Raw genomic sequence first — 11,438 nt, forward strand, 5'->3', positions numbered from 1 at the left:
AGTGCCAATTAACCGGAGACTCAGATTCTTCGCAAAGGCACCGGATAAGGTTGCGGACATGACTCAGTCGCACCCCAGGATCAGCAAGGCTGTCATTCCCGCGGCAGGCCTCGGCACCCGGTTCCTGCCGGCCACCAAGGCCACTCCCAAGGAGATGCTGCCGGTCGTCGACAAGCCGGCGATCCAGTACGTGGTCGAGGAGGCCGTGTCGGCGGGGCTCGACGACGTCCTCATGATCACCGGACGCAACAAGCGTCCCCTGGAAGACCACTTCGACCGCAACTACGAGCTGGAATCGGCGCTCCAGAAGAAGGGCGACGCCAGCCGGCTCGCCAAGGTCCAGGAGTCCAGCGACCTGGCCACGATGCACTACGTGCGCCAGGGCGACCCCAAGGGCCTCGGCCACGCCGTGCTCTGCGCGGCCCCGCACGTCGGCCACGAGCCCTTCGCCGTCCTGCTCGGCGACGACCTGATCGACCCGCGCGACCCGCTGCTCCGGCGCATGATCGAGGTTCAGGAGCAGTACGGCGGCAGCGTGATCGCGCTCATGGAGGTGGACCCCGAGCAGATCCACCTCTACGGCTGCGCCGAAGTGGAGACCACTGTCGACGGTGACGTCGTCAGGGTGACCGGCCTGGTGGAGAAGCCGGACCCGGCGGACGCCCCATCGAACTACGCCATCATCGGCCGCTACGTCCTCGACCCGCATGTCTTCGACATACTGCGGCGCACCGAGCCGGGTCGCGGCGGCGAGATCCAGCTCACCGACGCCCTGCAGCAACTCGCCCAGACGTATTCATCAGCGGCTACCGCCGCGGGGAAGGTCGGCGGCCCCGTGCACGGCGTCGTCTTCAAGGGCCGCCGCTATGACACCGGCGACCGCGGCGACTATCTGCGTGCCATTGTCAGGCTCGCGTGCGAACGTGAAGACCTGGGCCCGGACTTCCGGACCTGGCTTCGCAGTTACGTAGCCGAGGAGATGCAGCAGAGTTGAGCAGCGCCGCGACCCGCCCCGCCGGCCAGGACCACCTGTGGTCGGTGGACGAGCACCTGGAGGACATCCTCACCACCGTCCGACCCCTGGAAGCCATCGAGCTGCAACTCCTCGACGCCCAGGGCTGCGTCCTGGTCGACGACGTCATGGTGCCGGTGTCACTGCCGCCGTTCGACAACAGCTCCATGGACGGGTACGCGGTACGGGTCGCGGACGTGGCGGGCGCCAGCGAGGAGTTCCCGGCCGTCCTGGAGGTCGTCGGGGATGTCGCGGCGGGCGCGGCGGAGCTCACCCCGGTCGGCCCCGGCCAGGCCGCCCGGATCATGACCGGTGCCCCGCTGCCGCCCGGCGCCGAGACCGTCGTCCCCGTGGAGTGGACCGACGGCGGACTCGGCGAGGGACCGGTCGCGGGGATGGTGGCGCGCAGCCTCGCGCCCCAGGGGGCCGAGGGGCACGTGCGCGTGCACCGGCCGGCCGAGGCACGCGCGCACGTGCGCGCGAAGGGCAGCGACGTGCGGGCAGGCGAGCGCGCACTGGAGGCCGGCACCGTTCTCGGCCCGCCGCAGATCGCGCTGCTGTCCGCGATCGGCCGCGGCTCGGTACGCGTGCGCCCGCGCCCGCGTGTGGTCGTCCTGTCCACCGGCAGCGAGCTCGTCCAGCCCGGCGAGACGCTGGGCAGCGGCCAGATCTACGACTCCAACAGCTTCGCCCTCACCGCCGCCGCCCGGGACGCGGGAGCCATCGCCTACCGGGTGGGCGCGGTCGTCGACGACGCCGACACTCTGCGCTCCACCGTCGAGGACCAGCTCGTCCGAGCCGACCTGATGGTCACCACGGGTGGTGTGAGCGTGGGGGCGTACGACGTCGTCAAGGAGGCGCTGGCCCACGTCGGCGACGCGGACGAGGCGGGCGGCGGCATCGACTTCCGCAAGCTCGCCATGCAGCCCGGTAAGCCGCAGGGCTTCGGGTCCATTGGCCCCGACCACACGCCCCTGCTGGCACTGCCCGGCAACCCCGTGTCGTCGTACGTCTCCTTCGAGCTGTTCGTCCGCCCCGCCATCCGCACCCTGATGGGCCTCCCGGACGTGCACCGGCCCCGTACCAAGGCGACCCTCAAGGCGGACCGGGCGCTCGGCTCGCCCAAGGGGCGCAGGCAGTTCCTGCGCGGGGCGTACGCCGACGGCGAGGTGACCGCGGTGGGCGGCGCCGGTTCGCATCTGGTCGCCGCCCTGGCGCACGCCGACGCGCTGATCGTCGTACCCGAGGACGTGGAGTCCGTCGAGCCCGGCAGCGAGGTCGAGGTCGTCCTGCTCGGCTGACCCGCGCGCGTACTCGTTCGCCGGGCGGTCCTGCCCGGTGGTGCGCGCCGGCTTGGCGGTACCGTGTCGCGCACAGCAGGCTCGAGCGCCGCACCGCGACGGGCCCGGACCGGGAGCGCCACACAGCATGACTGAGCCTTCCCGGGGGGACACCCCCGGACGCCCTGTGCCAGACCGCCTCACGCACATCGACGACGCGGGCGCCGCCCGCATGGTCGACGTGTCCGGCAAGGACGTGACCGCGCGCACCGCACGCGCGAGCGGACGCGTCCTCGTCTCACCCCGCGTGATCGAGTTGCTGCGCGGTGAGGGCGTCCCCAAGGGCGACGCCCTCGCCACCGCACGCATCGCGGGCATCATGGGCGCCAAACGCACCCCGGACCTGATCCCGCTGTGCCACCCCTTGGCGGTCTCCGGTGTGAAACTGGATCTGTCGGTAGCGGAGGACGCCGTGGAGATCCAGGCCACCGTGAGGACGACGGACCGCACGGGCGTCGAGATGGAGGCCCTCACCGCGGTCTCCGTCGCCGCACTCACCGTGATCGACATGGTCAAGGCGGTCGACAAGGGAGCGGTCATCACGGACGTACGCGTGGAGGAGAAGACGGGCGGCAAGTCGGGCGACTGGAGCCGGGCGTGAGCGCCGGGCCGTCCGCCGGTGGTGCGCCGCGCGCGCCGTACCGTGCGCTGGTGGTGACCGCCTCCAACCGCGCCGCCGCCGGCGTCTACGAGGACAAGGGTGGGCCGCTGATCGCGGCGGGACTGGCGGGCTTCGGATTCACCGTGGACGGGCCGCGGGTGGTGCCCGACGGGGATCCCGTGGCAGCCGCCCTGCGCGCGGCCGTCGACGCCGGGTACGACGTCGTCGTCACCACCGGAGGCACCGGCATCTCGCCCACCGACCGCACACCGGAGGCGACCCGTGCGGTGATCGACCACGAGGTGCCGGGCATCGCGGAGGCCGTCCGCGCGTTCGGACGGGAGAAGGTGCCCACCGCCGCGCTCTCCCGGGGTCTGGCCGGGGTGGCGGGCCGGACACTGATCGTCAACCTTCCGGGGTCCACCGGCGGGGTACGGGACGGCCTGGCCGTCCTGGAACCGCTGCTGGCGCACGCCGTCGACCAGATCCGAGGCGGCGACCACCCCAGACCCAGCACCGGGGGTGCGAGCTGAACAGCCCATCCTGGCCCGTCGTGCTGGTGGACGGTGATGTCGTCCTCCGGCCCATAAGGGTGCGCGATCAGCGGGCCTGGCGCGAGGTCAACCGGCGCAACCGCGACTGGCTGCGCCCCTGGGAAGCGACCATCCCGCCGCCCACGCCCACTGGCCCCATCGCGCACCGGCCGACCTACCGGCAGATGGTCCGGCACCTGCGCTCCGAGGCGAACGCGGGCCGCATGCTGCCCTTCGTCATCGAGTACCAGGGGCGCCTGGTCGGGCAGTTGACGGTCGCCGGGATCACCTGGGGGTCGATGTGCTCGGGACATGTCGGCTACTGGGTGGACCGGTCGGTGGCCGGCCGCGGGGTGATGCCGACGGCCGTCGCGCTCGTGGTGGACCACTGTTTCCGCACGGTCGGTCTGCACCGCATCGAGGTCTGTATTCGCCCCGAGAACCGGCCCAGCCGCCGGGTCGTGGAGAAACTCGGATTCCGTGAGGAGGGGCTGCGGCCGCGTTATCTCCACATCGACGGGGCCTGGCGCGACCACCTCGTCTTCGCCCTTACGGCGGAAGAGGTGCCCGAGGGGTTGCTCGGCCGCTGGCGGCGGGAACGCTCCCGGAGCGAGTCGCCGAAGGCGCCGGGTACGACAGGTACCCCGAACGTGCCCTGGAATCCGCAGAACACTCCAGGGAATCCCGCCTAGGCGAAAAAATGGAATACGTGTTCGAAATTGATCGACTCGTGACCGTCTCGGGGCATTGAATTCGCGGCTCCGACGGCTTGCTGATCGCATCGGTCACAAAAAAAGCTCGAAATATCAGCCAGATCGTGCGACACACCGGCGCAATTGGCAGATGGCCCCATGCAAACCCCTCTACCGTGTGAGGCGTGAGCAGCAGCGGCCTCATCTACGCAGTCATTGTCGGGGCCTGGGCCGCCTACTTGGTGCCTATGTGGCTCCGTAGGCAGGACGAGCTGAACGAGGCCCGTCCGACGGAACGCTTCAGCACCGCCATCCGGCTGCTGTCCGGACGGGCGGGGATGGAGCGCCGATACGCCAGGGACCTGCGGGCGCGCTCCGCCTCTGAGGGGGAGCAGGACGCCGGGGATCCGGACGTCGTCACCGACTCGGTGGACGTCCGGGCTTTCGCCATGCCTCCGACCCGTCGTCAGGTCCGGGCCGAGGCGGAGCCGGAGGTACCCGGGCGCCGGGAACCGGAGCGCGACCAGGCGGTCGCGTCGGCGGCCAAGTCCCCGTCCACACCGGCCCGTCAGTCAGGCGCCACGCCCGCCCCGCCATCCAACCCCGCGCGCAAGCGAGTTCCGGCCGCGCGGCGCGCGTCCTCGGCACAGACGGCCGAAGCGCGCGCCCGGCGTACGAAGGCACTCGCGCGCCGTCGGCGCACCACAGTGTTGCTCTTCGTCGCGTTCACGCTGGGCGCGATCGTCGCCGCCGTCGGGGGGCTCGCGTTCCTGTGGGCGCCGGGCGTACCCGCCGTCATGCTCAGCGCCTACATCGCCTACCTCCGCGCGCAGGAGCGCCGGCGCTTCGCCTACCAGATGGACCGGCGTCAGGCCGAGGTCGCCGCGCAGCGGTTGCGGGAACGCCAGCCGCGGCGGCGCGCGCCTCTCGATCCGGGCGCGGTCGCCGACGAACCGGACGAGGGACCAGCGGCCGAGACCGATCCCGGCCTGTCCGCGCTCGCCGCTGACCGGCGCGCCCTCGTCGAACAGACCGACCACGCCGAGTGGGTCGACCAGCAGCGCGAGCGGCAGCGGCGGCCCGGACACGGGGACAGCTGGGACCCGGTGCCGGTGCCATTGCCGACGTACGTGACCGCGCCGGTCGCGCCCCGCGCCACCTCCGACGTGGACCTGGGGGCGCCCGACGCCTGGAGTTCGGCGCGGTCCAGCTCCGTCGCGCCGGAGCAGGAGGCCAGGCCGGTTGCGCCGGAGACGGAGGCGCAGGAGCCGGAGGCTGCCGCCGACGACAAGTCGGCCGACGGCCGGACCGACGCGCGCCGCGCGGCCTCCGCGCGCCGGGCGCGCGAGCGCGGCCGCACGCCCCTGTTCGACCAGTACGAGGACGGCGACCGCCCGCGCGCGGCCAACGAGTGACACCAAGCGAGCGCGGGGCGCCTCCCGGCACCCCGGTCCTGACCAGTCAGGGAACGGATTTCCAAGCACCCCGACGGGGATGCTAGAGTTTCACTCGTTGCAAGGGCCTGTGGCGCAGTCCGGTAGCGCACCTCGTTCGCATCGAGGGGGCCAGGGGTTCAAATCCCCTCAGGTCCACTGCACGGCTGTTCCTGAGTTCGCTCGGGAGCGGTTGACGAGATCCCGCCGATCATGATGATCGGTCGGGGTCTTTGTCGTTTCCGGGAAATGGCAGGCCACCAGCCGTCCCAGCAGGTCCTCGTCCAGCACCGGAACACCGCTGGCGGTGTGAACTGCGGCGAGTTCTGTTTCCAGCTCACGCTGGCGCTGCTGGAGACGGTCGGCGTTGCGGATGTAGAAGTCCACGGCCGTACGCACGCCTGAGGCCGCTGCGGTCTCATCCGTGCCAGCGAAGCCCGTTCGTCCTCCCCAACCCGACGACGCCACAGGCGCAACGCCAGACATCGCAGGCCACGCCAGATGTCCCAGACACCCAAACGCCGAACCACGTCTGGCAGTTGGGAAAGCCAGCGGCATCCCGATCCCGGAGAGCCCCCGCTTACGAGTCCGTGATGCCGTCGTGAAGTGCCGGCCCGGTGGGGTGGACATCCGTACCGGTCGGCGGGTGCGCGGCGTGGGCAGGACGGACCACCGAGGCGAAGGCTGCGGCGAGCTGGTCGAGCAGGGGCGCTGCGCGGGGGTGGGGGCCACGACCTGGTGTGACCGTGTAGATGCCGCGTGCCGGGGGATTGACGAGGCTCACCGTGGTGACATCGGGCCGCAGCGCGGCTGTCAACACCCCGGGTATCAGCGCGATCGCATGGCCGGTTGCGACCAGGGCCAGTTTGCCGGGCAGATCGGCCGCGGTGAGATCCATGCGGGCGCTGACTCCGGCGCGGGCGGCGTGCTGGTGCAGGAGTGCGGCAGAGCCGTCGTTGTCCTCGACCCAGGTCTGGTCGGCCAGCGCCTGCATGGGCACCGGGCCGCGCCCGGACTGCGGATGGTCCACGGGCAGCGCGACGACCATCTCGTCCAACCCGAGGAACCGGCGTTCGACCCGCGGGTCATGGGGCAGCCCAGGCGGTGCGTCGGTGACGACGGCGACGTCGAGTTCGCCGGCGATCACACGGTGGTGCAGTTGCGTGCTCAGGCCGGGGAACAGGCTCCACCGGATGGATCCGGCCTCCTTCAGCAGGGCCCGGACGGCCTCGGGGACAATCCCTGCGGCAAGAGAGGGTGTCGCACCGACGGCCAGCGGCCGGTTGAACCCCCCGTCGCCAGCCTCCCGTGCCGCCCGAACGGCTCGGTCGGCCTCGTGGAGCGTGGCCAGAGCATGGTGCCGGAACACCTCACCGGCAGGCGTCGGACGCACCCCGCGCGCATGGCGCTCCATCAGCGGCACACCGAGCTGCCGCTCCAGCCCGGCGATCTGCCGGGAAACGGCCGACTGCGTGTGATGGAGCTCCGCGGCCGCCGCTGACAGCGACCCGAGCCGGCACACGGTCACGAAGGTCCGCCACACCGTCAGTTCCATGGCGCCAGTATGCCGAGCAGGTATGCGAGTTCCGCAGGGTTGGCCTGCGAAATCTGCGCTTGTCGCAGCCTTCGTGGTGCACCAGCCTGCCGTGCATGACCACACCGCACACGATCAAGGACCTGGCTCTGCTGGCCGCCTCGTCCAACACCCCCCTGCGCAGCGCAGCCGGCCTGGTCGACACCCGTGCTGGCTCTGAAGCCGACATCGCCGTCGCCGCCACGGTCCCTGCTGGGGAGGACGCCGTACTCGAACCGCTCCGCGCCTACATCCGCGGACACGCCACCGGCGACCCCACCCACTTCCGCGACGCATTCCTTCCCACCGCCCACATCGAGGGACTCCGGGACGGCGCATTCGTCTCGTGGAGCCTGGACGAGTACTGCACTGTCTTCCCTGGCCGGCCGGCCAGGGACGAACCGACTCGCTCCCGCCGCATCGACGCCATCGACGTCCACGGCACCGTCGCGACCGCAACCATGACGCTCTCGCACGGCGCAGACACGTTCACCGACATCTTCCTGCTGATCCGTGCCGACGACAGATGGCGCATCGCCAACAAGGCTTATCACCGGCACCCCTGAAGGGTGCGGGAAGCGGCCTGTCCTCCATGGCCCCGCCGCCCGCCACGATCCTTGCCGTCCTGTTCCGCCCCCGCCCGGCTGTCCCGCCTCAGCGGCGGTCTGTGGCCCGCCGCCTCAGCGGCGGTCTGTGGCCCGCCGCCTCAGCGGCGGTCTGTGGCCCGCCGCCTCAGCGGCGGTCTGTGGCCCGCGGGTGCCCCGTACCTGCGAAGGTGATCCAGTACGCCTCCCGGACTGTGTCGAGGAGGTACCAGATGCGGCCGCCGCCGGTCACCTCGATCTGCCATTGCTCGCAGGTCTGTCCGCGGTGGGTTCCGTGCGCCAGACCGCCCTTGAGGCGGTGGTGCCGGGGTGTCTCAGTGGACGGTCGGGGGGCGGTGCGCATGGTGATCCAGGCGCGGTAGGTGTTCTCGCGGGCCTGCTGGGCGAGGCTCTCCCAGCCCTTGGCCGAGGCCGCGTCGGCGAAGCGGACTTTCCAGTGGCCGTCGGGTGCCGGTGGTGCGGCGCGGTCGCCGCGGCCCGCGGTCATGCGGTGCCCCGCGGGTCCGGTACCGGGCCGTAGTCTTCGCCGTGATCCCTGGTCAGTGCGGCCAGCAGTTCGGGGTCGGAGTGGACCTCGGCGGTGTGCTGCCAGGCGATGAGCAGTTGGGCGACGGACGCGCTGTTGCCGATGGAGTCGGCGGCTCGCATGGTGTCGACCAGTTCGACGGCGAAGGCGTGGAGATCGGGCTCGGGCAGGAAACGGACCCATGGGAAGGCGTCCGGCAGTATGTCGAGGAGCAGTTCCATGCTGCCGAGCTCCCGGCGGGCCATCGCGGCCAGCATTCGGGTGGCCGCCGACACCACCGTCTGGTCCTGCTCGGCCCGCGCCGCGGTGGTGAGGACCAGGTCCTCGCCGTCTCTGCGGTGCAGGAGCAGTCTCGGTGATTCCTGGAGCCGGGCAAGCGTCTGCTTGTTCTTGTTCACCAGCTCGGAGAAGTTCACGGCGGCGCTCTCGGTGCTCATAACTTTGAAACTACTTCGAAACTCGCCCCGGCGTCATCACCCGGAAGAGGGGCACAGAGCAGCGGACCGGTCACGCGCATCTCACGAGCGGCCGAACGGCGGCGACCGGTTCCGTTTCCCAGGCGGCTGGGGAACGATCTTCGTCAGCACGGGGAACGATCTTCAGGGCCTCTTGTCGCCGCACGTCATCAGCGCGCGTGAACGCCCCACTGCACGATGAGATCCCCGCGATGTTCCGATCGCCGGGATCTTTGTCGTTTCCGGGGTTCTCCCGACCCGGTGGGCGCCGGCAGGCGAGGTGGTCCAGGGTGAGAGCGGGGTGGCCACCTGGTCGGTCGGGTGCAGCAGGTGGGACCGACCCGGCGGCGCCGCGGTCCCCCCGATGCCCGGCGCCGGGGGCAAGGTGGCGGCCGGATGTGAAGTCGATTACAGGTCTGCTCGCAGGGGCTTCGCGTAACAGCGGCTCGACTCGTAGTGGCGGTAGTAGCCGAACTTCACGCACGGCTCGTAACCGCTGGAGGTGTACAGGGCGATGGCCTCCGGCTGCTTGGTGCCCGTCTCCAGCACCATGCGGAGGCGGCCGGCCGCGCGGGCGTCGTCCTCCAGGGCGGCGAGCATGCGGCGGGCCAGGCCCCGGCCGCGCATCTCCTCGACGACGTACATGCGCTTGAGTTCGGCGTCGCCGTCCTCGTTGCCCTCGCCGTTCTCGTCCTGGCTGCGCCAGCCGCCGGTGGCCACGGGGCGGTCGGACTCGTCGTACGCGATCAGGTAGACGCCGTTCGGCGGCGCGAAGTCTGCCGCGTCGAGGACCGTGGCGTCGCCCCCCTCGCCGTAACGCACGTGGTACTCGGCCTGGACCTCGTCGTTGAGCTTTACGGCGTCGGGATGGTCGAAGGCGACCGGGCGTATATTCATGTGAGGCATCGTATATTCGTGCAGGCGGTAAACGCGGTGGGCATCGGGACTGCGTCCAGTGTGCCGGTATCGTGCCCTGGTGCTGACTGTGACCTCGGTGAATGTGAACGGGCTGCGGGCCGCCGCGAAGAAGGGCTTCGTGGAGTGGCTCGCGGAGACCTCCGCGGACGTGCTCTGCCTGCAGGAGGTGCGCGCGGAGCCGCAGCAGCTCCCGGAGGGGGTGCGCGCGCCCGGCGGTTGGCATGTCGTGCACGCCCCCGCGTCCGCCAAGGGGCGCGCGGGTGTGTCCTTGTACACCCGGCGCGAGCCGGACAGCGTGCGCATCGGCTTCGGGTCGGACGAGTTCGACGCGAGCGGGCGCTATGTCGAGGCCGACCTTCCCGGTGTCACCGTCGCCTCCCTCTATCTCCCCTCCGGGGAGGTCCGCACCGAGCGGCAGGACGAGAAGTACCGGTTCATGGACGAGTTCCTCGCCCACCTGAAGGAACTGCGCGAGCGGGCCGCCGCCGACGGGCGTGAGGTCGTCGTCTGCGGTGACTGGAACATCGCCCACCAGCAGGCCGACCTGAAGAACTGGCGCGCAAACACCAAGAACTCCGGCTTCCTGCCGGAGGAACGGGACTGGCTCGGCAGTGTCCTGGACCCGGCCGACGGCGGCTATGTCGACGTCGTCCGCGCGCTGCATCCGGACGTCGAGGGGCCGTACACCTGGTGGTCGTACCGGGGGCGGGCCTTCGACAACGACGCGGGTTGGAGGATCGATCTCGCGGTGGCGACCCCTGGGCTGGCGGCCCGCGCCGTCAAGGCAGTCGTGGAGCGGGCGGCCGCCCATGAGGAACGGTGGTCGGATCACGCTCCTGTGACGGTGGTCTTCGAGATGTGACGCGGACACCGCTTCCGCATGGCGGCTCGCGGGATACGGGCGTATCTGTCGACATGGCCTTGTGGAAGTGATCGATAGTGTACTCCTCGAGCCGGCCTCCTCGGCATCATCGGCGAGGTCCATGCACCGTCGGATCGTCGCACCGTCCGCCTGTGCCGTCATGACGAGAGGCGGCTCCGCTTCCGGTATGCCGAAGACGAGCGTCCGACCGGTGATCCAAACGAAAAGGCCTAGCCCCGTTTGCTCATCCGGCGGTCCAGGGCCAGTGACACCTCCGCCTCCACCACGCTCCGGGCCAGTGGGCGCAGGCGTTCCATGTCCTCCTGGGGGCCGTGGCGCAGGACGAGTTCGGCGAAGAGTTCGGCGAGGGCGTCGGCGTGCTCGCGGACGCTGCGGCCCGCCGCCAGAACCTCCGCGAGCGGGAAGCCTTCGCGGACCAGGGCCTCCGAGGCGTCGAGCAGGCGGCGGCTGATGTGGACGATGTCGTCGCCGTCGGTGCCGAGGTAGCCGAGGTCCATGGCGGCGGCGAGGTTCTCCGGGGTGACCTCGCCCTCGAAGCGGGCGGCGAGTTCCTCGGGGGTCAGGCGGACCGGCTCCTCCTCGGTGGGGGTGTCGATACCGAGGAGTTCGGCGACGTCCTTGCCGTGGTCGAGGGCCTCCGCCAGCTCGGCGATGCCGTTCAGGGTGTGGCCGCGTTCCAGGAGCGCCGAGATCGTGCGCAGCCGGGCCAGGTGGTGGTCGTCGTACCAGGCGATACGGCCCTCGCGGCGAGGTGGCCGGATCAGCTTGCGCTCGCGGTAGAAGCGCAGGGTGCGCACGGTGATGCCGGCCAGTGCGGCCAGTTCCTCCATGCGGTACTCGCGCCCGCCGCCCTGGGCGGAGGCCGTG

Annotated in this window: 13 protein-coding genes, 1 tRNA gene and 1 pseudogene; 9 read left to right on the forward strand and 6 right to left on the reverse strand. The window is 70.9% G+C overall.

Features of this window, described 5'->3' with window-relative positions:
- Positions 1-58: 58 nt before the first annotated feature.
- The 7 genes from galU to AB0N16_RS30115 all read left to right on the forward strand — a co-directional run bounded on the left by galU (position 59) and on the right by AB0N16_RS30115 (position 5,770).
- Complete coding sequence (galU, locus tag AB0N16_RS30085) at positions 59-994, forward strand: UTP--glucose-1-phosphate uridylyltransferase GalU (RefSeq protein ID WP_365802084.1); 936 nt, start codon at positions 59-61, stop codon at positions 992-994.
- Positions 991-2,313 carry a gephyrin-like molybdotransferase Glp gene (glp, locus tag AB0N16_RS30090; protein WP_365802086.1) on the forward strand — a complete coding sequence of 441 codons (1,323 nt, stop codon included), beginning with the start codon at positions 991-993 and terminating at the stop codon, positions 2,311-2,313. The genes galU and glp overlap by 4 nt, the downstream gene beginning before the upstream one ends.
- A 127-nt stretch (positions 2,314-2,440) precedes the next feature.
- Entirely contained in the window at positions 2,441-2,953 is a 513-nt protein-coding gene (gene moaC, locus AB0N16_RS30095; RefSeq protein WP_365802088.1) for a cyclic pyranopterin monophosphate synthase MoaC, read from the forward strand.
- Complete coding sequence (locus tag AB0N16_RS30100) at positions 2,950-3,486, forward strand: MogA/MoaB family molybdenum cofactor biosynthesis protein (RefSeq protein ID WP_365802090.1); 537 nt, start codon at positions 2,950-2,952, stop codon at positions 3,484-3,486. The genes moaC and AB0N16_RS30100 overlap by 4 nt, the downstream gene beginning before the upstream one ends.
- Before the next feature lie 20 nt (positions 3,487-3,506).
- Positions 3,507-4,178 carry a GNAT family protein gene (locus tag AB0N16_RS30105; protein WP_365802091.1) on the forward strand — a complete coding sequence of 224 codons (672 nt, stop codon included), beginning with the start codon at positions 3,507-3,509 and terminating at the stop codon, positions 4,176-4,178.
- A gap of 185 nt (positions 4,179-4,363) precedes the next feature.
- The gene (gene glpR, locus AB0N16_RS30110) at positions 4,364-5,593 is read left to right on the forward strand and encodes a gephyrin-like molybdotransferase receptor GlpR (RefSeq protein ID WP_365802093.1); all 1,230 of its coding nucleotides are present in this window, start codon (positions 4,364-4,366) and stop codon (positions 5,591-5,593) included.
- Positions 5,594-5,696: 103 nt separating this feature from the next.
- Positions 5,697-5,770, forward strand: a tRNA-Ala gene (locus AB0N16_RS30115).
- Here the strand turns inward: AB0N16_RS30115 and AB0N16_RS30120 are convergent.
- Both AB0N16_RS30120 and AB0N16_RS30125 read right to left on the reverse strand, forming a co-directional pair.
- Positions 5,762-5,998 (reverse strand): hypothetical protein, encoded by a 237-nt coding sequence (locus AB0N16_RS30120; RefSeq protein ID WP_365802095.1) that lies wholly within the window; start codon positions 5,996-5,998, stop codon positions 5,762-5,764. The genes AB0N16_RS30115 and AB0N16_RS30120 overlap by 9 nt on opposite strands.
- Positions 5,999-6,191: 193 nt before the next feature.
- Positions 6,192-7,166: a LysR family transcriptional regulator gene (locus AB0N16_RS30125; RefSeq protein WP_365802097.1), complete on the reverse strand. Its 975-nt coding sequence runs from the start codon at positions 7,164-7,166 to the stop codon at positions 6,192-6,194.
- A 116-nt stretch (positions 7,167-7,282) separates the two neighbouring features.
- On the opposite strand from AB0N16_RS30125, the pseudogene AB0N16_RS30130 reads away from it, so the two are divergent.
- Positions 7,283-7,750 (forward strand): annotated as a pseudogene (locus AB0N16_RS30130) (nuclear transport factor 2 family protein); the annotation flags it as partial.
- 166 nt (positions 7,751-7,916) lie between these two features.
- Here the strand turns inward: AB0N16_RS30130 and AB0N16_RS30135 are convergent.
- From AB0N16_RS30135 to AB0N16_RS30145, 3 genes are all read right to left on the reverse strand, one after another.
- The gene (locus AB0N16_RS30135; protein WP_365802099.1) at positions 7,917-8,276 is read right to left on the reverse strand and encodes a hypothetical protein; all 360 of its coding nucleotides are present in this window, start codon (positions 8,274-8,276) and stop codon (positions 7,917-7,919) included.
- Positions 8,273-8,752 carry a hypothetical protein gene (locus AB0N16_RS30140; RefSeq protein WP_365802101.1) on the reverse strand — a complete coding sequence of 160 codons (480 nt, stop codon included), beginning with the start codon at positions 8,750-8,752 and terminating at the stop codon, positions 8,273-8,275. The genes AB0N16_RS30135 and AB0N16_RS30140 overlap by 4 nt, the downstream gene beginning before the upstream one ends.
- Positions 8,753-9,178: 426 nt before the next feature.
- A complete protein-coding gene (locus AB0N16_RS30145) occupies positions 9,179-9,667 on the reverse strand; it encodes a GNAT family N-acetyltransferase (RefSeq protein ID WP_365802103.1) in 489 nt (162 codons plus the stop codon).
- A 79-nt stretch (positions 9,668-9,746) separates the two neighbouring features.
- Here AB0N16_RS30145 and AB0N16_RS30150 point away from each other — a divergent pair, with 79 nt between their 5' ends.
- Positions 9,747-10,550, forward strand: coding sequence for an exodeoxyribonuclease III (locus AB0N16_RS30150; RefSeq protein WP_365802105.1), 804 nt, complete (start codon positions 9,747-9,749; stop codon positions 10,548-10,550).
- A gap of 230 nt (positions 10,551-10,780) precedes the next feature.
- Here AB0N16_RS30150 and AB0N16_RS30155 read toward each other — a convergent pair whose 3' ends face one another.
- The gene (locus AB0N16_RS30155) at positions 10,781-11,401 is read right to left on the reverse strand and encodes a MerR family transcriptional regulator (protein ID WP_365802421.1); all 621 of its coding nucleotides are present in this window, start codon (positions 11,399-11,401) and stop codon (positions 10,781-10,783) included.
- Positions 11,402-11,438: the final 37 nt, after the last annotated feature.

It is taken from the genome of Streptomyces sp. NPDC051105 (assembly GCF_040682795.1).
Lineage (GTDB): Bacteria > Actinomycetota > Actinomycetes > Streptomycetales > Streptomycetaceae > Streptomyces.